This is a genomic window from Photobacterium andalusiense, assembly GCF_900185625.1.
GTDB lineage: Bacteria > Pseudomonadota > Gammaproteobacteria > Enterobacterales > Vibrionaceae > Photobacterium > Photobacterium aquimaris.
On record NZ_FYAJ01000001.1, the window covers coordinates 507,368 to 529,321 of the forward strand.

19 protein-coding genes are annotated in these 21,954 nt (G+C 37.5%); 6 read left to right on the forward strand and 13 right to left on the reverse strand.

The features are described 5' to 3' along the window. Positions 1–7: 7 nt before the first annotated feature. Genes uhpA through PAND9192_RS02335 form a run of 3 tightly spaced genes read left to right on the forward strand, consistent with a single transcriptional unit; the run spans position 8 to position 3,493 of the window. Positions 8–616, forward strand: a complete 609-nt coding sequence (gene uhpA / locus PAND9192_RS02325) for a response regulator transcription factor UhpA (RefSeq protein ID WP_087852371.1) — start codon at positions 8–10, stop codon at positions 614–616. Next, positions 616–2,166 (forward strand): signal transduction histidine-protein kinase/phosphatase UhpB, encoded by a 1,551-nt coding sequence (gene uhpB / locus PAND9192_RS02330; protein ID WP_087852372.1) that lies wholly within the window; start codon positions 616–618, stop codon positions 2,164–2,166. Before uhpA ends, uhpB begins: the two co-directional genes overlap by 1 nt. Before the next feature lie 31 nt (positions 2,167–2,197). Beyond that, positions 2,198–3,493: an MFS transporter gene (locus PAND9192_RS02335; protein WP_087852373.1), complete on the forward strand. Its 1,296-nt coding sequence runs from the start codon at positions 2,198–2,200 to the stop codon at positions 3,491–3,493. A gap of 2 nt (positions 3,494–3,495) precedes the next feature. Here the strand turns inward: PAND9192_RS02335 and PAND9192_RS02340 are convergent, their stop codons facing one another. Further along, the gene (locus PAND9192_RS02340) at positions 3,496–3,978 is read right to left on the reverse strand and encodes a DUF2982 domain-containing protein (RefSeq protein WP_234998897.1); all 483 of its coding nucleotides are present in this window, start codon (positions 3,976–3,978) and stop codon (positions 3,496–3,498) included. 477 nt (positions 3,979–4,455) lie between these two features. Between PAND9192_RS02340 and PAND9192_RS02345 the strand changes: the two genes are divergently transcribed. Both PAND9192_RS02345 and PAND9192_RS02350 read left to right on the forward strand, forming a co-directional pair. Next, the gene (locus tag PAND9192_RS02345) at positions 4,456–4,830 is read left to right on the forward strand and encodes a MarR family transcriptional regulator (protein ID WP_087852375.1); all 375 of its coding nucleotides are present in this window, start codon (positions 4,456–4,458) and stop codon (positions 4,828–4,830) included. Between the two features lie 217 nt (positions 4,831–5,047). Next, a complete protein-coding gene (locus PAND9192_RS02350; protein WP_087852883.1) occupies positions 5,048–5,353 on the forward strand; it encodes a hypothetical protein in 306 nt (101 codons plus the stop codon). A gap of 74 nt (positions 5,354–5,427) precedes the next feature. Here the strand turns inward: PAND9192_RS02350 and PAND9192_RS02355 are convergent, their stop codons facing one another. The 5 genes from PAND9192_RS02355 to queE all read right to left on the reverse strand — a co-directional run bounded on the left by PAND9192_RS02355 (position 5,428) and on the right by queE (position 12,079). Continuing rightward, complete coding sequence (locus tag PAND9192_RS02355; RefSeq protein WP_159458197.1) at positions 5,428–6,618, reverse strand: amino acid aminotransferase; 1,191 nt, start codon at positions 6,616–6,618, stop codon at positions 5,428–5,430. A gap of 169 nt (positions 6,619–6,787) precedes the next feature. Further along, complete coding sequence (locus PAND9192_RS02360) at positions 6,788–8,074, reverse strand: GGDEF domain-containing protein (RefSeq protein ID WP_087852377.1); 1,287 nt, start codon at positions 8,072–8,074, stop codon at positions 6,788–6,790. 182 nt (positions 8,075–8,256) lie between these two features. Next, the gene (locus tag PAND9192_RS02365; protein ID WP_087852378.1) at positions 8,257–9,558 is read right to left on the reverse strand and encodes a GGDEF domain-containing protein; all 1,302 of its coding nucleotides are present in this window, start codon (positions 9,556–9,558) and stop codon (positions 8,257–8,259) included. 188 nt (positions 9,559–9,746) lie between these two features. Next, the gene (gene asnS / locus PAND9192_RS02370; RefSeq protein WP_087852379.1) at positions 9,747–11,147 is read right to left on the reverse strand and encodes an asparagine--tRNA ligase; all 1,401 of its coding nucleotides are present in this window, start codon (positions 11,145–11,147) and stop codon (positions 9,747–9,749) included. Between the two features lie 263 nt (positions 11,148–11,410). Next, complete coding sequence (gene queE / locus PAND9192_RS02375; RefSeq protein ID WP_087852380.1) at positions 11,411–12,079, reverse strand: 7-carboxy-7-deazaguanine synthase QueE; 669 nt, start codon at positions 12,077–12,079, stop codon at positions 11,411–11,413. 282 nt (positions 12,080–12,361) lie between these two features. Here queE and mlc point away from each other — a divergent pair, with 282 nt between their 5' ends. Beyond that, complete coding sequence (gene mlc / locus PAND9192_RS02380; protein WP_087852381.1) at positions 12,362–13,576, forward strand: sugar metabolism global transcriptional regulator Mlc; 1,215 nt, start codon at positions 12,362–12,364, stop codon at positions 13,574–13,576. Here the strand turns inward: mlc and PAND9192_RS02385 are convergent. The 7 genes from PAND9192_RS02385 to bioA form a co-directional block, all read right to left on the reverse strand. After that, a complete protein-coding gene (locus PAND9192_RS02385; RefSeq protein WP_087852382.1) occupies positions 13,573–14,475 on the reverse strand; it encodes a LysR family transcriptional regulator in 903 nt (300 codons plus the stop codon). The genes mlc and PAND9192_RS02385 overlap by 4 nt on opposite strands. A 144-nt stretch (positions 14,476–14,619) precedes the next feature. Continuing rightward, the gene (locus tag PAND9192_RS02390; RefSeq protein WP_087852383.1) at positions 14,620–15,363 is read right to left on the reverse strand and encodes a LutC/YkgG family protein; all 744 of its coding nucleotides are present in this window, start codon (positions 15,361–15,363) and stop codon (positions 14,620–14,622) included. An 11-nt stretch (positions 15,364–15,374) separates the two neighbouring features. Further along, on the reverse strand, positions 15,375–16,790 hold the full coding sequence (locus tag PAND9192_RS02395) for a LutB/LldF family L-lactate oxidation iron-sulfur protein (RefSeq protein WP_087852384.1): 1,416 nt from the start codon (positions 16,788–16,790) through the stop codon (positions 15,375–15,377). A 12-nt stretch (positions 16,791–16,802) separates the two neighbouring features. Then, on the reverse strand, positions 16,803–17,522 hold the full coding sequence (locus tag PAND9192_RS02400) for a (Fe-S)-binding protein (RefSeq protein ID WP_087852385.1): 720 nt from the start codon (positions 17,520–17,522) through the stop codon (positions 16,803–16,805). 105 nt (positions 17,523–17,627) lie between these two features. Then, entirely contained in the window at positions 17,628–19,211 is a 1,584-nt protein-coding gene (locus PAND9192_RS02405; RefSeq protein WP_087852386.1) for an L-lactate permease, read from the reverse strand. Positions 19,212–19,822: 611 nt separating this feature from the next. Beyond that, entirely contained in the window at positions 19,823–20,386 is a 564-nt protein-coding gene (locus PAND9192_RS02410; RefSeq protein ID WP_087852884.1) for an LON peptidase substrate-binding domain-containing protein, read from the reverse strand. Positions 20,387–20,556: 170 nt separating this feature from the next. Further along, positions 20,557–21,819, reverse strand: a complete 1,263-nt coding sequence (bioA, locus tag PAND9192_RS02415) for an adenosylmethionine--8-amino-7-oxononanoate transaminase (RefSeq protein ID WP_087852885.1) — start codon at positions 21,817–21,819, stop codon at positions 20,557–20,559. Positions 21,820–21,954 lie beyond the last annotated feature (135 nt).

A 21,954-nucleotide genomic window follows, 5' to 3' on the forward strand; every position in this document is an offset into this window, starting at 1 on the left:
TTTCGTCATGATTACTGTTGCTTTAGTTGATGATCACGTTATTGTCCGTTCTGGTTTTGCGCAATTATTATCATTAGAGTCAGACATCAAAGTGGTCAGTCAATTTAGCTCTGCTCAAGAAGCGCGTGATGGATTAGCTAAGCATGCTGTTGATGTGTGTATTATTGATATATCAATGCCAAATGAGAGCGGTTTAACGTTACTTGAAGATTTGTCACGAGATATGGCATGTATTATGTTGAGTGTGCATGATACGGCAACGGTCGTGAATAAAGCACTGACTACTGGAGCAAAAGGTTATTTAAGTAAGCGTTGTAGCCCTGATGAGCTTATACAAGCAGTACGAAAAGTTGCTATTGGTCAATCTTATTTAGCCTCTGATATAACGACTCAGTTGGGTAATATTGATCCTTACCAACAATCTGTTGCCTGTTTAACTAAACGTGAACGTCAAATAAGTGAAATGCTTGCAACTGGCTTAGATGTGAAAGAGGTTGCGATTGAATTAGGGCTGAGCCATAAAACTGTTCATGTGCATCGTGCTAATGCGATGGATAAGCTTAATGTGAATAATAATGTTGAATTAGCGAAATATTTTCCACAAGAAGTGTTGTAATGCGGCAATATTTACTGACCTCATTAGGTGGATGTCTATTTTTTATCTGTAGCTGGTTTTGTTTGTGGGTGATTGCTTTTTATTTTGTTGGTGATCCTGCACTTGCGATTTTATTATTTCCTTTCGCATTGCGGTTAGGGATAACGTTACATACCGCTGCTCGTTATTGGCTAATTATTTATATTGCTGAGTGGGGGCTAATTGTTTTACTTGCTAAAGTGCTGCATGATTTACCGTGGTGGCCAATATTAATTGCCAGTGGTTTATCATGGCCATTGTTATGGTGTTTACGACGTTATTATTATGGTGATCAGTGGCGTCAATTATTAGTAATGGCTGTGAGCATCATAGCAACTGCGATGATTAATGTTGTTGTGGTCATTGGGCTTAATCCTATTGGTTTAATTTCCGTATCGCCTGCTGCAATGATTGTTCTTATTAGTATCACTGGTGGCTTAATGTTAGTGCCAACGTGCTATTTATTATGGAGCTTTTTATTTAGTCGTTCTTGGATTCCACTGACGGTTGCTTTAATTTCTCGCCCCTTAGAATTACGTTATCGTGATCTATGTTTATATGCATTACTTTTTATTACTAACATTTTTTTGCAAATAAACTTACCTGATGAATTAAGTCGTTTTGCGCCATTTTGTTTAGCGATACCTATTATTGTGTTTGCTTTTCGACATGGATGGCAAGGGGCATTATTAGGCACCTTACTTAATAGTATTGCCTTAATTGCGGCGCGAAGTGATGTTAACAATATGGAGATCACCGATTTATTGTTATCGTTATCAGCGCAAAGTCTAACCGGTATTTTGTTAGGTCTTGGTATTCAACGCCAACGGGATCTTAACCGCAAACTGTCGGCAGAGTTAGGGAAAAACCATGTATTATCGCGACAGTTAATTAAAACTGAAGAGTCAGTTAGACGAGATGTCGCAAGAGAATTACATGATGAAATTGGCCAAAATATTACCGCAATAAGAATGCAAGCGAGTATTTTAAAGCGAGTTGAAACAACCCCTGTTACTCAACAATGTGCTTCAACTATCGAACAGTTATCACTCAATGTTTATGATACGGCCAAAGGTTTGTTATCGCGATTGCGACCTAAGACACTGGATGATCTTGGTTTAGCAAAAGCGGTTGAGCAGGTGGTCTGTGATTTGAAGTTAGAAGATAAAGGCATTGATGTTGCAATGGCATGGGGACACTCTCAGCAACAATTATGTGATACAACCAGTGTGACGCTATACCGTATTTGCCAAGAAGCATTAAATAATATTGCTAAATATTCACACGCGACCGAAGTGATTATTGAATTAAATATTGACCAAAAAATTAGGTTGCAAATTGAAGATAATGGTATTGGATTTAAAGCAGAAGATGCTTTTAAAGGTTTTGGTTTACGAGGTATTCGTGAGCGGGTAGAAGTGTTAGGCGGGCAATGTTCAATTATCAGTAATCATTATGATGAATCTCAACATAATGCATTACCAAAACAAGCAACAGGTACAATATTGGTAATTGTATTACCGCTAGCGTAATCATAAATATATTTATATTCTCAGGTGTAACATGGCCAATTTATCACTCTCAACAACAGAACAACGTTATAAATATTGGCGTTTGCATATTATGGTGAGTATGTATATTGGTTATGCTGGATTTTATCTAACCCGTAAAAACTTCACTTATGCCATGCCTGCAATGATTGCTGATTTAGGTTGGGATAAATCAGACATCGGTATGATGGGAACCTTGTTCTATCTTACTTATGGGTGTTCAAAATTTATATCTGGGATGATATCTGATCGTTCTAATCCGCGTTATTTTATGGGAATAGGTTTAATTGCCACTGGTATTATTAATATCTGCTTTGGCTTTTCCAGTTCGATTATGGCATTTACGCTATTGTGGGTTGCTAATGCTTGGTTTCAAGGGTGGGGCTGGCCTGCATGCTCTAAGCTGCTCACAAGTTGGTATTCGCGATCTGAGCGTGGATTGTGGTGGTCGTGTTGGAATACCGCTCATAATGTTGGTGGCGCGTTTATTCCGTTGTTGGTTGGCTTTCTAACGTTGCATTATGGCTGGCGTTATGGTTTTTTTATTCCTGGTATCATCGCGATTGTGATTGGCCTTGGCTTATGTTGGCGATTGCGAAATAAGCCAACAGCGATGGGGCTCCCTAGTATTGGTTCATGGCGTCATGATCATTTAGAAATAGCTCAAGAAAATGAAGGTATTGGTCTTTCACAACGACAAATATTATTTAAATATGTATTAACTAATAAGTATTTGTGGCTACTTGCGATGAGTTATGTATTGGTTTATATCGTGCGAACGGCAATTAATGACTGGGGAAATCTTTATCTAACCGAACAGCATCACTATAGTTTGCTATCTGCGAATGGTGCATTGTCATTATTTGAGGTGGGAGGTTTTTTAGGTTCATTAGTTGGTGGGTGGGGCTCTGATAAATTGTTTGGCGGCAATCGTGGCCCAATGATTTTACTGTTTGCGATGGGCATATTCTTAGCGGTTGCCGCGTTATGGATAATGCCTGTTACGAGCTATATATTACAATCAGGTTGTTTTTTTGCGATTGGCTTTTTTATATTTGGGCCGCAAATGTTAATTGGTATGGCTGCAGCTGAGTGTTCTCATAAAGATTCAGTCGGCGCTGCAACAGGTTTTGTTGGTTTATTTGCCTACATGGGAGCAGCATTAGCAGGGTATCCGTTGGCAATCGTTATGAACCATTATCACTGGACTGGTTTTTTTGTGGTGATATCTGTAGCAGCAGCTTTTATTGGATTATTATTATTACCTTTTCTTAAAGTACAAACAGCTACTAATATACCATCACCATAATGTTAAGCTGCCGCCTTATAGCGTCGCAATAGACCAATGAAATCAGCAACAGGCCGATCAATAACATCGTCAGCAATAAAAAAATCAAACCCAAAGAAAATTCTATTATAACGCATTCGATTGGCAAGCATGGCTTGTAGTCCGCGAAATTGCTCACCATTGGTTGTGATAAAAGGTGAGTCATCAAATAGCATATCTTCAAGTAGATAGGGTGAATCAGGCTGAGATTTTAGCGCCATTACCAGTAAAACTCGTTGCTCTAGTAATATTCTTGAGGCGACTCGTGGGCAAATAGTACTAATAAAATCATCATAATTTGTTAAGCGAATACCTACCCAAGGTAGGGACGTGTACCAACCCTGAGTGCTAAGTGCTACATGACCGATATCGGCGATATTGTGCCACGTTGTTGTCCATCCACCGTAACGGCTATGATATTGGCAGTGCATAAAAGTTAATGTAAAACTGATGCTTGGCCTATTCATCTGTTTTATCATCAGCAACAACATTAGTAGTATTAAAAGAATCATAATCCCAACGCTGATAGCTGATAATTGCGATTTAAAATAACTTACAAAAGCGAGAGCTATAGTGATTATGGCAATTAACAACCCAATATAATGTTTTGTTGTTAATTTTTCAGCATGAATATGAAGCGTCTTCATAGCGACCTCCTCAGACCATTATTACTATAATAATTATATCAATGTCGTTATCAAATATATTTTAGACGTATATTTTTAAAACGTATTTCGATGAAAATGGTGATTTTTAGCCTTGTTTTTACTTATAGTATGCCAAAATTCATAATTATTTGACTTTCATTTGCGAGTGATCATATTTATTGATGGATAAATAATCGTTTGCTGGCAATTGCGAAATAACCTTGGTATAAAACGCGCTCACTTTTTCTCGCTGAAAATAGTGGTGATCGAAAGTAGTGTAACGGAGCAAATAAAATCATGAGAATTTCTCACAAACGTAATATCCAGCGTAAACTGCATAAACAGAAACCTCTTTTAACCAATACCACCTCTGCAGTTAACGATACTTTAAAAATTGAAACTGTGATTGAAAAAGTAGAGGCTGCTGTGACAACTCAGCCGATCGTTGCTTCTAAATCGGTTGTGACGCTAACGCCTAAACAACAACAAGTGTTAGACATTATCGTTAATAATACCGATGGATTAAATCCAAAAGGTATTGGTTTACAAGCGGGTCAGGAAGATGCAAAAGCGGCATCTTGGGCTACCGGCGCATTAAAAAAACTAACTGAAGAAGGGTTAGTGGAGCGTATCCAGTTGGCAGGGAATAAAGTGTTATATAAAGCGCTTTAAGAGATGCCAATCCCGCTTCTCGTTAAGAAGCGGGTCTTTTTTGTTTGTTTCTATTTCCCTCATAATGTTATTTTTTTCATCTCTCTAATACTACAGTTATTATTTGGACTATTATTATCTTTAATAGATAAAACTTACGGTTGTTTTTTACTCTGCTATAACTATTAGATGGAGAGTGATTCTCAAGGAGTGCGCAAAATTCGGAGAAACTGATCTTATGACGATGATAAGTGCAAAGGAATTTTCTGGTTGGCTACTTGAACGATTTGCAGACGATACACAGGGAGTATCCTTCTGTCGCGAAGATATTAATATGTTAACGGGGAGACAGAGTTTTTCTCTTGGCTATATTCATGATATTCATTATGAAGTTATGCGGCATGGAATGGCGTTTGTCACTGATACAACAAGAGAAATGTTTTATCTAGTACCAATAACACAGCGGCCTTGGCGTGAACAACTAGAGAAACATTATGAACATGATCTTTATTGTAATGTTCTGCCATTAAATAAATCAGGCTAATATTATTATTACTATAGTCAATAAAAAAGAGGATGATTATCCTCTTTTTTATGGTTTATGTTAGTAGCTATTAATTATAAAACGGCAGCAATTCCCTGACATAATGGCAGCATATTTGATTTTGTCATGCCTGCAACACTAATACGTCCAGAGCCAACAATGTAGATAGCAAACTCGTTTTTAAGGCGGTTAACTTGATCTTTGTTGAGACCAGAAAAAGAGAACATGCCATTTTGACGTTCAATAAAACTAAAGTCAGCGTCTACGCCACACTGTTTTAGGGTTGCTACAAAAAGTACTCGCATTTCTTGAATACGATCACGCATGTCGGCAACTTCTTGTTCCCATTCTGCACGTAATACAGCGTCATTTAGAATTTGAGTAACAATGGCAGCACCATGTGCTGGTGGGTTTGAATAAATAACGCGTGCAATTGACTTTACTTGACTAAAAGAAACCGTAGCTTGTTCGGCATTTTTAGCTACTAAGGTAAAAGCACCAACACGCTCGTTATAAAGACCGAAGTTTTTAGAAAATGAACTAGCAACAAGAAGTTCTGGCACCTGATCTGCAAAGATACGTAGTCCTTGAGCATCTTCTTCCACACCACAAGCAAAGCCTTGGTATGCAAAATCAAACATGGGTAATAGGCCTTTATCTAGGCAAAGTTTAGCCAATGTTTGCCATTGGGTATTGGTTGGATCAATACCTGTAGGGTTATGACAACAACCGTGAAGTAAAACAACATCACCTGCTTTTGCTTGGTTTAGATCAGTAATCGTTGCATCAAAATCAATATCTTTTGTGTCAGCGTTATAATAACCGTAGGTTTTCGTTTCTAAACCTGCAGCACCAAAGACACCATGATGGTTAGCCCATGTTGGATTACTGATCCAAACGGTAACATCACCTAACTGGCGTTTAATAAATTCAGCAGCAACGCGTAGAGCGCCTGTACCACCAGGAGCTTGTGCTGTTTGAATACGTTTCTCTGCAATTAGGGTAGAGTCTGCGCCAAAGAGTAGTTGTTGCACTGCTAGACCATATTCAGGCGTACCTGGAATACCCAAATAAGATTTGGTTGTTTCTTGAGCTAATAGAATAGCTTCTGCTTTTTTTACTGTTGCTAAAACAGGTGTATTACCTGCTTCATTTTTATAAATACCTACACCGAGGTTAATTTTATGTGTTCTAGGATCAGCTTTAAAGTCATCAGTTAAACCGAGAATTGGATCAGCGGGTGCAGCTGTAATCTTTTCAAACATATTTTTCATCCATGGGTAAGTAAATAGTTATATCTCTATTTATACCCTTAGTGATAGAACCTTGACAAGAGGATGCAACAAAATTGTGAATATATATTTATATTTTCTGTACATTTTTACACTAAACAGAAGTTATGGTATTGACTAAGTTGCTCCATGAATACCACATTTAAACAATGGTAACTTGATTACGACCATTGTTTTTTGAATGATAGAGTGCCTGATCTGCTGCTTTATAAGCATCGTTAAAATGTATTTTTTTCGAACTAATGCCACCAATAGACACTTTAATATCAATATCAGAGATAGGATATAACGCAATTGAGTCACATATTTGTTGAGCTTTTTTCGTAAGTTGCTCACTATTCATTTTTGGGAATGAAAGCATAAATTCTTCGCCTCCCCAACGAATAGCAATATCATTATTACGAATACAGTTATTAATTCGTTTGGTTACACCACGAATAACTTCATCGCCAATTTCATGACCATAGGTATCATTCACTTTTTTGAAGTAGTCAATATCAATAATTAATAAATTAAAATCAGATTGATTAAGTAGTTTTGTTTCATAATAATCGCGACGATAAAAGTGAGTCATTTGGTCATAACGTAAAATGAAGTTTTTCTTCGCAATGATTTTTGTTAAAGAATGATATACAAACATTAATAATATAGAAGGTAAAAAGGTGAACTTTAGCAGAGTATAAAAATTAACGCCTAAATAAATAGGATCAACTTCTGAACATGGTAATAATTTACTGGTTTGATAAATGTTATTATTATTTATGTTGATAATTGTCATTTTATTACGATTATAATTATCTAACATATTCTTAAACATTGAATTATTAATATCAATGGCTAATAAAGCATCTAATTTTTTATTATTATATATAGGGAAATATACAGTACGAAGAACTTCACCTGTACCTTGTTCTGTATATACATCCGTTAGTTTTATATTACAGCCGTAAAAGGATTGATAAGTATCTATCAATCCTTCATTTTTAACAATAGAGTTAAGTACAACATGATCATAGAGTTTTAAATATACATCACGAAGTGGATCAAAATGTGAATATTTGGCAGAGGTTTCAAAAACAGCTACTGTCCAAATATGGTTTTCAGTCAATTTATCTATTTGTAAACGTAGCTTGTTTATACCAGTAGATAATATTTTTGCTTGTGTTGATGTATTTACAACTACAGATACATCGTTAAATAAGTATTGGCCATCTTTTAAATCTTCTGTACCGGTATTATTATAAAAAGAACCAAAACGACGAGCGGCAGAATAGACATTATTCAAAGTTGAAATATATTGGTCATGTAATTTATTAATATTATAAACATTATAAATAAAATAAAGGCCAGAGCAGATGATAAAAAATAAACTAAAAAGCTTAAAATGACGCAGTGAATTTTTGAAAAGAGCTTTTATATTTATAATCATTACTATCCATGGTGTTTAAGATCTCAATGATTACATTTTATAGGTTCATACAGTGCGTTAAAATGAAAAATACTTGTTATATCCATGAATAATTTTGTTTTCGGCATAAAAATACCCAATAGGTATTAAATGCCACATTATGTGTAATAATAATTGTAACAGAGTGATTATCTAGATATTTATTAGACAATCGTGTACTGATTTCTGCCATTATGTTTTGAGTAATAGAGTGCTTTATCTGCGATTTTATACACATTATTAAAGTGAGTGTTAGTGGCGGTTGTACCACCAATAGAAACGGTAATATCAAGCCCTAATATAGGACTTAATGATATTGAAGTACATATTTGTTGTGCTTTAATATGTAGTTGCTTGTTAGTCATATCTTTAAAGGTAATAATAAACTCTTCTCCACCCCAGCGAACAGCAATATCTTTGGCTCGAATGCAGTTATTAATCCTATTGGCCACGTGGCGTATAATATCGTCGCCAACTTCATGGCCATAGTTATCATTAATTTTTTTGAAGTGATCAATATCTATTATTAATAAATTAAAATCATGTTGTTTTAACCATTTTTTCTCATAATAATCTCGACGATAAAATTTTGTCATTTGATCTCGTTGAATATGATATTTTTTCTTAATTAAGTAAACTCTAAAGTAACGATAAAAAAGACTTAATAAAAGAGCTGGAAAAAATATCGCTTTAAAAATAGATAACAAATTAATACCAATAGTTATTGGGTTTTTTTCTGAGCAAGGAAGAAGCTTTATTATATTATAAATATTATTATGCTTATTCATATTAATTATTGTTAAATGTTGTTTGTTGTATTTTTCTAAAAATTCAGAAAAAACTTTATTTTTAATATCGATAGCCAGCAGAGCATCAAGATGCATTTTATTATAAATAGGGTAGTAAAGAGTTCGAATATGTGTATTAGAACCATTTTCGATATAATTTTCTGTGAGTTTTAAATTACATCCATAAAAAGATTGATATGTATTAAGTATACCTTCTCGCGCAACAATGCGGAGCATAACTGAATTTTCACCATATTTATCAAATTGATTTAAATATTCTGGTCGAATAGGATCAAAATGTGCATAGTCAGCTGGATTTTCAAAAACAGCAATAGTCCAAATATTATTATTTGTTAGTTGGTTTAATTCTGAACGTAATTTGCTAATACCATTTGATAGCACTTTAACTTGAGTAGCTTTATTAACGACTAATGAAACATTGTCTTTTTTATAATGATCGGCTGCTTTATATTTTTCTGGAGTATTATTGTAATATGATCCAAAACGACGAGTATAAGAATATACCAATTTAATTTTAGTAATATACTGTTGGTGAAAGCTCTTAACATGATAGATATTGTAAATGAGATAAAGGGTAGAAAGTGTACAAAAAAAGATAGTGAAATTTTTAAAAATAGTGAGTTGGGACTGATATGTTTTTTTATTTTGACTTCTCATTGTTACATTCGTTCTATCAGAGTTGATATATTCTTTATATGAATACTTTTTTTGAAATTTATTCTATTTTTATGGCTAATGCAATATTTATTAAATCGTCTGCTCATCTTTATATGATGGGATGTTGGCTTTGATATAAAAAAAGCCACTCGAAAGTGGCTTTTTAGCGTTCTTATCTAAGATAGGAATTAGAAGTTCGCTGAACGTGGAGTACGTGGGAATGGAATCACGTCACGTACGTTACCCATGCCTGTTACGTAAGAAACTAGACGCTCAAAGCCAAGACCAAAGCCTGCATGAGGAACAGTACCGTAGCGACGTAAATCACGGTACCAACCCATGTGTTCAGGGTCGATACCCATCGCAACCATACGTGCATCAAGAACGTCTAAACGCTCTTCACGCTGAGCACCACCGATGATCTCACCAATACCTGGAGCAAGAACATCCATTGCTGCTACTGTTTTACCATCATCGTTTAGACGCATGTAGAAAGCTTTAATGTCTTTCGGGTAGTTCTTAACGATAACAGGTGCTTTGAAGTGCTCTTCAGCAAGGTAACGCTCGTGCTCAGAAGACATATCGATGCCCCACTCAACATCGAATTCAAATTTCTTACCAGAATCGAGTAGAATTTGGATTGCATCAGTGTAATCAACCTGTGCAAAATCAGCGTTAACAAACTGCTCAAGACGAGTGATAGCGTCTTTATCAATGCGAGAAGCAAAGAATTCAAGATCATCACGACGCTCTTCAAGAACAGCCGCGAAAACATACTTCAACATGTCTTCAGCAAGTTTTGCTACATCGTTTAGATCAGCAAAAGCGACTTCAGGCTCAACCATCCAGAATTCTGCTAAATGGCGGCTAGTATTTGAGTTTTCAGCACGGAATGTTGGACCGAATGTGTAAACTTTGCTTAATGCACATGCATAAGCTTCAGCATTTAATTGGCCAGAAACGGTTAAAAATGTTTCTTTACCAAAGAAGTCTTTATCGTAATCAACGCTGCCTTTATCATCTAAAGGTAGGTTGTTTAGATCAAGTGTTGATACACGGAACATTTCACCTGCGCCTTCACAATCAGATGATGTGATAAGTGGTGATGATGTCCAGAAGAACCCTTGCTCATGATAAAAGCGGTGGATCGCTTGAGATAGACAGTTACGAACACGTGCCACTGCGCCAATCACGTTAGTACGTGGACGTAGATGGGCAACTTCACGTAAATACTCAATTGAGTGGCGTGTTTTTGCCATTGGGTAAGTGTTAGCGTCTTCAACCCAACCGACAACTTTAACTGCGGTTGCTACTAGCTCAAAATCTTGACCTTTAGCAGGAGAGGCAACAATAGTACCAGTGACTTCAACAGAGCAACCCGTTGTTAATTTAAGTACTTCTTCCTGGTAATTATTTAACTCATTAGAGACCACGGCCTGAATCGGGTCGAAACAAGAGCCGTCATAAATGGCAAGGAAAGAAATTCCAGCTTTGGAATCACGACGTGAACGGATCCAGCCACGAACAGTAATTTCACTGTCAACTGCTAGCTTACCGCTTAATACGTCTGTTACAGGCGCGTAAGTCATGTTTAAGTTATTCTCCGTTTAGGCACTCACTTTGGAATTAAAGTATGGTGTGCTTAAAGATATCGTTGTGTTAGTAATATTACCTTTCTTACGTCAAGCATCAAGCATTGATCTCACCAGATTGATAAATTGATGTGGGAAAGTGATAATTTACACACAAGGTTGGTTAAGAAACGATCATTTTAGCAATGATAATCAAACTGAGCCTTATCATTGCATTATTATTTGCTGAAATTATAGTGTAATAACTTTAATCGCTTCCGTTAAGCAATCGCTAAATATTTATGAGTTTGGATTGATAAACGCCAATTACGTGCGATACAGGTTGAAATACATAATTCAGTTGCTCGAGGCTTTTGACTGATAGGTTGTAAAGCAATAGTGACATCATTACGTAATGCTGCGGTTGCTAAAAGATCGTCTAATTGATCAATATCTTTCTGTGTACCAACTGGGTGTTTAATTTCGTTAGCACGGGCTAACGCAGAGGTTAAAACCGGTAATTTCGCTTTCATATTGATTTTTGGCGATACCGTAACCCAGGTATTATCGCTGGTTAAAATATTTGACGTGCCACTGGTTTCTATTTGGCAATTAAAGCCTGCAACTTCTAATGCCGCAGTTAATGGACGTAAATCATATATGCAAGGTTCACCGCCGGTGATAACAACGTGCTTAGCCGTATAACCTTGAGCAATTAATAAATTTACAACGCCATCAGCATCAAGTTGTGTCCAAAGTGGTGAGTCTTCTGTTTTTACCATGATGCGTTCAACGCTGACTAAATCTTCAGGCTCAGCAGTCCATGTTTGTTTGGTGTCACACCATGAGCAACCAACAGGGCAGACTTGTAAACGAACAAAAATAGCAGGAACACCGGTGAAAACACCCTCACCTTGAATGGTTTCAAAGACTTCATTAATTTTGTACACGTGGAACCTCATATTCTCTACCGCTGCTTTTGTTATTACTAATGAGAGATCATAGTAAATATTGCTGAGTAAAAGCACGCAAGAGATTAAATTTGCTAGTTGAATTTATACTCGACGAAATATCGATTTATCATTATGTCAGAACCGAAAGCGGAAGTCTTTAGGGATTCCTCGTGACGTCTGTCACGTCCTGAGAACAAGAGACTTCACAATTAGTTCGCAAAGTAAAAAAATTAGAAACTGAATGATATTTAGCGCTGTTTTTTCCCTAGGAGTATCGACATGTACGTCGCTCAGCCAGGTCATATTGATCATATTAAAAGAAATAATGCCGGGAGCGTATATAAACTTATTGATCTGTACGGACCTATTTCACGGATTGAATTATCTAAGCGTAGTCAACTTGCTCCTGCGAGTATTACCAAAATAACCCGTGAACTAATCGAAGCGCACTTAATAAAAGAAACGCAATATCAAGAGTCGACAAGCCGTGGGCGCCCAGCAATAGGACTTGTACCTGCTAATGAAGGCTGGCAATTTTTATCGATTCGATTAGGTCGAGGTTATTTAACCATCGCATTACACTCATTAAGTGGTGATGTTTTGGTTGAGGAACGACAAGAAATTAAGCAATTGCAGCAAGATGATGTAGTGTCTAAGTTATTAACTGAAATTAATGTCTTTTTTGCCAATCATGTTAGTGCGTTAGATCGTATTTCAGCGATTGCTGTTTCATTACCAGGACTTGTCAATGCTGATGAAGGTATCGTATTACAAATGCCGCATTACACCATAAATAATCTAGCGTTAAGTGATGTTATTCGTCAGGAAACAGGGTTGCCAGTATTTGTAGGTAATGACACTCGCTCATGGGCATTAGCTGAGAAATTATTTGGTAATTCACAAGGAATTTCAAATTCTATTTTAGTGTCAGTGCATCATGGTGTTGGCGCGGGGATTATCTTAGATGATACGGTACTTCAAGGTCGAACTGGCAATATCGGTGAATTAGGCCATATTCAGATTAAGCCTTATGGTAAGCGCTGTTTCTGTGGCAATCATGGCTGTTTAGAAACTGTTGCAAGCTTGACTGCAGTATTAGAGCAAACAGCGCTTCGTTTACAAGAAGGACATGCTTCAATACTTGTTGAATCCACACTAACCATTGAAGCTATTTGTGATGCTGCAGTGGCTGGTGATGCTCTTGCTCGTCAAATTATCATCGATCTGGGGCATCACCTTGGGCAAGCAATAGCGATTATGGTTAATCTGTTTAATCCGCAACGAATTCTTATTGGAGGCGAGTTAAATCGCGCTAAATCGGTTTTATATCCTGCAATAATGGAATGTATTATTGGTCAAACATTGCCGATTTATAATCGCGATTTAGAGCTGAAAGAAAGTTGTTTTTATACTCAAGCAACCATGCCTGGGGCTGCTTTAGTAAAACAAGCCTTGTATGACGGTCATTTATTAATGAAACTTATTGATGGCTAAAATTGTTCTTTAATTTCCATATAGCTTTCTCGAATATGTTCAATAAGGGCTTGAATGCGTTTGGCTGGTTTACGGGTATAAGGGTAAACAGCATAAATACCGACTACTTTGCCAGCATGGGCAGCTAATACTTCAATCAGTTTTCCTTGTTGTAATTCGTCATAAACTAAACAAGTCGGTAAATATGCAATGCCATTACCAGCGAGGGTTGCTTTCTTTAATGCTGCGGCATTATCTGATGAAAAGTTACCACTGACCTTATGGGTATAGATCTTATTCTGGCGAATAAATTGCCATTCAAAAGGACCTGAGCTTTGAGGGTTATAGCCTAAACAATTATGACTATTTAATGCTTTTGGTGTTTCAGGTATTCCGTGTTGTTCAAAGTAGGCTGGTGAAGCGCAGATAACCCAACGAGAGTTAAAAATATGTCTTGCAATGAGACTCGAGTCTTCAAGGTAGCCTGTACGAATAACCAGATCGTAGTTATCTGCAACTAAATCGACAAAGTGATTATTAAGTGACATATCAACTGTGAGGCCCGGATGCTTTTGACAAAAAGTAGAAACCGCATTCGCTAGCACCAGTTCGCCTGAAATAGTTGGGACTGACATCCGTATTTTTCCAGAGAGTGCTTCACTATAGCCGGTGACAGAATCAAACGCGGTTTGAGCAATATTACTGATACTTTTTGCTCGATGGTAGAGTACTTCACCAGGCTCGGTCAGTGTTAGTTTACGCGTGGTACGGTAAATAAGTTGTAGCCCTAAACTGGTCTCAAGCTTGCTGATACGTTTACTGACAACAGATTTGGTGATGTTATTGAGCTCAGCAACTTTACTGAACGATCCATGCTCAATAATTTGGGTAAAAAGAACGAGATCATCAATGGCAGGCATATTAATATTCCATGAGTCGGTTTATTGCCGAATTATACGCGAAAAAAAACGCAGTCCGATAACTGCGTTTTTTCATATTCCCGTTTAAGTGCTTAACCACTAGCATCCTGCTAGTTTGATTATCACTATTGGTGATAGGTAAAATTACATATCATCAATAATGATGTAGGTGGCAAAGACGGGCCCATGCACACCAACAACCTTGATCAGCTCGATATCTGCTGTCGAACTAGGACCTGAAATAAAGTTTACACATGATGGAATACGTTCACCATTTTGTGCTTTTTGATGTAATAGCTCTGTCGCTTGCGTTAAGCGAGGAACGATATTACTTTTAGGTACAATAAATACAGACGCTTCAGGGAGCAAACTAACAGCTCGACCTTGTGCAGCTTGGCTGTAAAGTACCATAGTGCCAGATTCTGCAAGTGCCTGCTCTGCAAATACTACGCCCACTTTAGCTCGCTCTGCAACTGCAATATTTGCTTCATAACCAGCACTATGATCCCAAATGTAGACACCATGTTGCTTTTCAGCTAAATCTTTCGGATTTACTATATCTAACAGACGATTATCCGCTGTAAAGATGGTTTCTCCGATAGGATTAAGGTCTTCGCCATCATCAGTGCAATAGTGAAAACATACATTGCGTAACGTTTCTGTTAGCTTATCTTTGGTTGTAACCACGGCCTGAGAGGCTAATGTTGTTTCAGTGTACTCAACTAAAATGGCTTTTAACTCATCAGGGCTTTTATTCGCAAAAACCTCTTTATGGCAGTTATATTTTAAGTTTGGGCGTGCGACAGGAGTTGTAATACGCTCACGACCAAGTTGTTTGGCGATATTATCAAGGAAACTATCGCGGTTAAAAATGCGTTGCTCTGACATGCGGAAGTCCCTTATTTATTGTTTCTGTTTTTAAACCAGCTACGGAATGATTGACCTGCTGGTTCTGGTAAATCACGAGTTTGTGTCCAAGCGTTAAGTAGACCAACTTTGAACGGCAATTTGCCATTTTTGATCAGTTTCCCTGCCATAATCGCACCCATTTTAACTGTCTTATCCCAGATGAATGGGTGAGAGTTAACAAAGTTAAAACCTGTAATTGCTGCACGTTCTGCAGGCGCTGTGATTTTTTCTTCACCCATAATTTGGCGGTGTTTTAACAATAAATCAGACAGTGGGATTTTCACTGGACAGACGTCATGACATGCGCGGCATAAGCTACAAGCGTTAGGTAAGTCTTTGAAGTCTTTGTAACCACCAAGTAAAGGCGATAATACTGCACCAATTGGGCCTGAATAGATTGAACCGTAAGATTGACCACCAAGATGACGGTATGCAGGGCAGGTATTAACACATGCTGCACAACGGATACAGCGTAGGATTGGGCGGAATTCTGAGCCTAGAATTTTTGAACGACCGTTATCAACAATAACAAGGTGGAACTCTTCTGGACCATCGCAATTATCATTCTCACGTGGACCCGTTAGCGCGGTGACATAACCTGTTAGCGGTAGACCAACTGCACTGCGACATAATAGGCTCGCAACAATATCAAATTCTTCAAAAGTAGGAACAATACGTTCCATACCCATGACGGCGATATGTGTTTTTGGCAAGCTGGTAGCTAGACGTGCATTACCTTCGTTAGTCACTAGTGTGACAGTGCCAGATTCTGCGATGGCGAAGTTACACCCAGTAATACCGATTTCTGCTTCAAGGAAATCATGACGAATATGCTCACGGACAAAACGGGTCATGGCTTCAGGATCAGATGAACCTTCATAACCGAGCTTTTCTTTGAACACTTCGCGAATTTGGGTGCGGTTTTTGTGTAATGCTGGCACAACAATGTGTGATGGCGCGTCACAATCATCGACTTGTAGAATGTATTCGCCTAAATCAGTTTCGATGATTTCGCAATTATTACGTTGGATCATCTGGTTCATGCCGATTTCTTCGGTCACCATTGATTTAGATTTTACGATTTTTTTCGCGTTCTTTTTCTTTACGATGGTTTCGATGTAATTAGTTGCATCTTCAGCGGTTGCGGCAAAGAAAACGTGACCACCATTTTTTTCTACATTTTCACTTAGTTGTAGTAAATAATAATCTAGGTTTTCAAGTACATGGTTACGAATATCCATGCCCATTTCACGCCATTCTTCCCAGTTACCGAGTTTTTCAGCGGCAACAGCACGGCTTTTAAACATACGTTCTTGTGCGTTGGCAACGGCGGCACGCATTGATTCATCTTTCATTTTTAGATGAATACGATCTTTAAATTTAACGTTGCTGGTTTTCATTGACATAATAATGACCTCTTAACGACTCATCAGCACATCAACAATGTGCATTACTTTAATTGGTTGACCTTCACGGCTAATACGGCCACCAATATTTAATAAACAACTAATATCAGCACCAATTAAGAAGTCAGGTTTTACTGCGCTAATGTGCTGTACTTTTTCTGTCACCATTTCACCTGAAATTTCAGACATTTTGACTGAGAAAGTACCGCCAAAACCACAGCATGTCTCTTGGTTATCAATTGGTAATAGCTCTAGGCCTTCAACATTATTCAATAAAATAAGCGGTTCTTCACGTACGCCTAATTTACGAATAAGGCTACAAGATGGGTGATAAACTCCTTTACCTTCAAGACGAGCACCGACATTTTCTACCCCTAATTGGCGTACAACAAATTGGGTCAGTTCAAATAAACGGTCAGCAACTTTTTGTGCGCGAGCTGCCCATTCTGGTTCATCTTCTAAATAATGAGGGTATTTTTTTACCGAGGCTGCACATGAGCCAGCAGGAGTTACGATTGGATAATCATTAATTTCAAACGCTTCGATCATGCTTTTCATCGCAGGTTTGCTTTTTTCAATGTAGCCACTGTTTAGTGCGGGTTGACCACAACATCCTTGGCGTTCTGGAAAAATCACTTCACACTTGAGTTGTTCCAGCAGTTGCACTGTCTTTTTAGCAACCTCTGCTTTTACGGTATCACCAAGACAAGTGACAAAAAAGTTTACCTTCATTTTATTGCTCCAATGGCGTAAAGGCGCCTGAGATATTGACGTTATACTGTTGGCTTACGCCTGTTACACAGTGGCACAGCGCGTAACCCTATTTCGTTAAGTTGATTAAAGGAAAATACTCACAATCGCAACAATTACTCCATATAAAGCCATTGGAATAACAGTTCGTTTAATGATGTAACCTTCCTTATTTGCAATACCAAGTATGGCTGATACTGCAATAATATTATTGATACATACCATATTGCCCATTGCACCACCGACAGATTGCAAGGCCAGAATAATGGTTTCAGGTAGGCCAACGGTGTGAGCAATACTTTGTTGAATAGCACCAAAAGTAAGATTAGAAACCGTCGCAGAGCCTGAGAAAAATGCACCTAAAGCGCCAAGGTAAGCGGCACAGTATTGCCAGTTTTTACCTAAAAGTGCTGCAAAAGCATTACCGGTTGTCATAATCGGTGAATGATCACCACCAATCATCATAAATTTCACCATAATTAACGCACCAACGAGGGCGATAAATGGGGTTTTTATTCGTGATGCTGTATCAAAAAATACGTTTTTAACTTGTCGAGAGTCCATTCTTAAAAAAGGAATCGAAACAAAGACTACCAAGAAAAATGGGATTAATGCTGGCACATAAAGTGTTTTGTATGCCCACGCAGTATCGGTGCCTAAAATTTGGTTTATATGAATAATTAACGCTTGGCTAATGTGCAAGTCTGCAAACCCAAGGTGAAAATTCCACAGCGGCGTTGCATCATTTAGCATGCCTTTTAACCCTAATTGTTTAATACGAGTGACAATTAAAATTACTATTAGCAATAGCGTCGGAGCCATGGCTCTAAAAATCTGCTTAAATGCTAAAGGTTTAACAGTGTTTTCTGTAACGGTTGTTTCTTTTTTTTCTAAGCCAATGTTATAGCGAGCAAAAAGTATTGATAATGTTAATCCAATAGCACCACCAATAAGGGCTGGAAATTCATAATTCCACTGTGCGAGCCAAACATAAGGTAGCGTACATGACCAAATGCTGAGCTGAATAAAAATAATGTTACGGCGAATTTGTTGCCAACTAACAATAAACCTCAACGCAATGACTGGAATAATGATTGCCGCAACAGTGTGCATGATGGCAGATAAACTGCCGACATCGAGTAATTCAGCATCAGAAAGCCCTAAGTTACCGAATCCAAACCATGTTGGTGTACCGACAGCACCAAAAGAGACGGGGACTGAGTTCATGACTAACGCTAGCATAGCAACCCGCAGAGGGTTAAAGCCTAACCCTACTAGAATAGGTGCAGCAATGGCTGCGGGCGTACCAAATCCTGATGCGCCTTCAATCATAAAAGCGAAGGCCCAGCCAATAATCATTAACTGACCAATTTGGTTTTTACTAATACCTTCTAACCATTGTTTTATGACATCTTCACAGCCTGAAACTGAGAGGGTACGATTTAGTAAAATCGCGCCCGCAATAATAGAAATTGGAGTAATTGCTGATAAAGCGCCAGAAATAATATTTGCGGTTAATAATCGTCCACTAGTACCAAAATAAATTAATTGCAAAATACCAATAATTAATGCGGTTACAGGTAATGCAATATGTGAAGGTAAAGCATTTTTTTTCGTCATCATCCAAATTAATAATAAAATAGGAATGATCGATATCGCTAGATTTAGCATGTATTTTTCCCTGACTGAGTCGTCTTATTCCATGTTCAAATAGACGAATTTTATTTTTATTTATTATTACTATGTGAATAGTATTTTTTGTACTGATTGTCTCAGTGGGAATATTATTTTAGGCAGGAAAAAGAAACTTTCTATCTATTTCTTTTGCGTATTTATCATACGTATTAATTAAATGTGACGTGGATATAAAAGCTGATGACAGTGTTTTTATTTTTAATTCTAATAAATCAGGGTGTTAGGTTTTTTGTTCGAAGCAATGGCTAAGAAGATTATATCATTATTGGAAACAATATATTTGCATACATAAGCTAATATTTTAGGTGTTTATTATGGTTATTTTATTTGTTTATCCATGTTAAGGATAATGATTATCAGTACAGTGATTATTTAAGCGGGATAGCGAGCAATAATACGATTAATAATGCATTTAGGATGGTTATTTTAAATGTGGTAAGCATTATTTCACCGTGTTTAAATATATTTATTGTGGTAAATAATAACAGAAAATTATTATTTTGCATTAAGTTTAACTTCCTATTAAATATCGTAAATAATTACTCATAAGTTGGCGAATATAAAAAAGCGATTCGCATGGAAGATACCTATTTTAAATTCGCATTATTACTGATAACTGTGTGTAGAAAAGATAATGCAGCACTACAATCATTACGGCTCATAAACCACTGCTTTTGATTGACTTCTAACGGTAGGATTTCGAGCCATCGTTGGCATACCCATGTAATATCATCAAATTTAGGTTCAGGGTAGTAACGAGCGTGATCGGGATGTTGTTGGAATAGTTGTTGTAAGTTGTCTGAAATGCTTTGATCGATAAAATTAATCCCTTTGCTATGCCAATTTGGGACAGGTGAGGTATCACCAATATAAAGGTGATCGCTGTCTTGCCAATGATTATTAATTAGAAACATTTCAACACCCTTAATGGTAATGCTCATAAATCCATCGGGAAGGGGATCAAAATCAGTAATAATCGCTCGGGTTCCAAAATGGCATAAGGTGTCATCAATTTTCATACATAAACCAAACCCATGATGGTTGGTAGTCGCGAGTTTTACTAATCGAATATAGCGTTGTTCGTAAATACGTAATTTGCAAATACCATTAGGTAACAAATATATATCAAGAGGAAAAAGAGGTAACTGCATAATGATAACCCTAGCTAATGTGTTTTTAACATAAGTAAATGGTCGCTCGATATAATTATCATTATTATTTTGTGGTTCGGGCACCTGTTATCAGTATAAGCAGACAAAAATAGAATAATGTCTGCTTTATGATACTGCGGTAAAATAAAAGGCTGCTTAGATTAAAAGCATTATATGTTTAAAACCTGATATATTGCTTGAGTTAATGATGATAATTGACTCGAAGTAATAATATAGGGTGGCATAATATAAACTAAACGTCCAAAAGGACGAATCCATACCCCCGCATTAACAAAAGCCTGTTGTATTGCGACCATGTCAACGGGTTGATGTAACTCAATAACGCCAATAGCCCCTAACCAACGTACTTGTTTGACTTTTTCAAGGGTGGCAATTTGAGGTAATTCATTTGCAAGTTGGTTTTCAATTGCTGCAACTTGTTGTTGCCATTTATTTTGTTCTAATAGCTCGAGATTAGCATTGGCAACGGCACAGGCAAGCGGATTCCCCATAAAGGTTGGTCCATGCATAAAGCACCCAGCTTCACCGCTGCATACTGTATCTGCAATACTCTTTTGGGTAATAACGGCTGATAATGTCATATAGCCACCAGTTAGAGCTTTACCTACACAAAGTATGTCAGGGCTAATCTCTGCATGTTCACAAGCAAATAGTTTTCCAGTGCGTCCAAAACCAACCGCAATTTCATCTGCAATTAATAACACACCGTAATGATCACATAATTCGCGAACACGACGCAGATAAGTGGGATGGTATAGCCGCATTCCTCCCGCCCCTTGCACTATTGGTTCTAAAATTACCGCTGCGATGTGTTGGTGGTTGTGTGCCAATTTATTTGAAAAATCATCAATGTCATTTTCATCCCATTGTTCCCAGAAACCACATTGCGGTGAATCGGCAAAAATATGCTGTGGTAAAAATCCTTTATAAATACTGTGCATTGAGTTGTCAGGATCTGTGACTGACATTGCAGCAAACGTATCACCATGATAACCGTGACTAAGAGTTAAAAATTTGGCTCTAGGCTCACCTTTAGCATGCCAATATTGCAATGCTATCTTAAGTGCAACTTCAACGGCAACGGATCCTGAATCAGCCAGAAAAACGGTATCTAATCCTTGTGGTGTTATCGCGACTAATTTTTTACAGAGATCAACCGCTGGTTGATGGGTGATTCCACCGAACATGACATGGGACATTTTATCAAGCTGAGTTTTAGCTGCGGCTGTTAATTGAGGGTTGTTATAGCCATGGATAGCAGACCACCATGAAGACATACCATCAATTAATTGAGTGCCATTCTCAAGAGTAAGATAGACGCCATTGGCCTTGGTTACAGGGTAACAAGGAAGCGGTGTTACTGTTGAAGTGTAAGGGTGCCAGATATGCTGCTGATCAAAATCTAGATCAATGTAGTGTTCTTTTTGCACTGTAGTAAACCAAATTTATGTTTTGTGGTTGACAGTCTACGCGCTGTTAGTAGACTAGCCAACAACGAGAAGGCAATAAAGTGTCTTGCTGGTCACTTATTGAACAACAAGTTATGA

Excerpts from the sequence above, each read along its gene's own strand:
- PAND9192_RS02345 (WP_087852375.1), top strand. The coding sequence starts at position 4,456 with ATGAGAATTTCTCACAAACGTAATATCCAGCGTAAACTGCATAAACAG.
- PAND9192_RS02350 (WP_087852883.1), top strand. The coding sequence starts at position 5,048 with ATGACGATGATAAGTGCAAAGGAATTTTCTGGTTGGCTACTTGAACGA.
- PAND9192_RS02335 (WP_087852373.1), top strand. The coding sequence starts at position 2,198 with ATGGCCAATTTATCACTCTCAACAACAGAACAACGTTATAAATATTGG.
- PAND9192_RS02395 (WP_087852384.1), bottom strand. The coding sequence starts at position 16,790 with ATGTCAATGAAAACCAGCAACGTTAAATTTAAAGATCGTATTCATCTA.
- PAND9192_RS02410 (WP_087852884.1), bottom strand. The coding sequence starts at position 20,386 with ATGCAGTTACCTCTTTTTCCTCTTGATATATATTTGTTACCTAATGGT.
- PAND9192_RS02385 (WP_087852382.1), bottom strand. The coding sequence starts at position 14,475 with ATGCCTGCCATTGATGATCTCGTTCTTTTTACCCAAATTATTGAGCAT.
- PAND9192_RS02355 (WP_159458197.1), bottom strand. The coding sequence starts at position 6,618 with ATGTTTGAAAAGATTACAGCTGCACCCGCTGATCCAATTCTCGGTTTA.
- PAND9192_RS02390 (WP_087852383.1), bottom strand. The coding sequence starts at position 15,363 with ATGTCAGAGCAACGCATTTTTAACCGCGATAGTTTCCTTGATAATATC.
- PAND9192_RS02400 (WP_087852385.1), bottom strand. The coding sequence starts at position 17,522 with ATGAAGGTAAACTTTTTTGTCACTTGTCTTGGTGATACCGTAAAAGCA.
- PAND9192_RS02360 (WP_087852377.1), bottom strand. The coding sequence starts at position 8,074 with ATGATTATAAATATAAAAGCTCTTTTCAAAAATTCACTGCGTCATTTT.
- PAND9192_RS02365 (WP_087852378.1), bottom strand. The coding sequence starts at position 9,558 with ATGAGAAGTCAAAATAAAAAAACATATCAGTCCCAACTCACTATTTTT.
- asnS (WP_087852379.1), bottom strand. The coding sequence starts at position 11,147 with ATGACTTACGCGCCTGTAACAGACGTATTAAGCGGTAAGCTAGCAGTT.
- uhpB (WP_087852372.1), top strand. The coding sequence starts at position 616 with ATGCGGCAATATTTACTGACCTCATTAGGTGGATGTCTATTTTTTATC.
- PAND9192_RS02340 (WP_234998897.1), bottom strand. The coding sequence starts at position 3,978 with ATGAATAGGCCAAGCATCAGTTTTACATTAACTTTTATGCACTGCCAA.
- mlc (WP_087852381.1), top strand. The coding sequence starts at position 12,362 with ATGTACGTCGCTCAGCCAGGTCATATTGATCATATTAAAAGAAATAAT.
- uhpA (WP_087852371.1), top strand. The coding sequence starts at position 8 with ATGATTACTGTTGCTTTAGTTGATGATCACGTTATTGTCCGTTCTGGT.
- PAND9192_RS02405 (WP_087852386.1), bottom strand. The coding sequence starts at position 19,211 with ATGCTAAATCTAGCGATATCGATCATTCCTATTTTATTATTAATTTGG.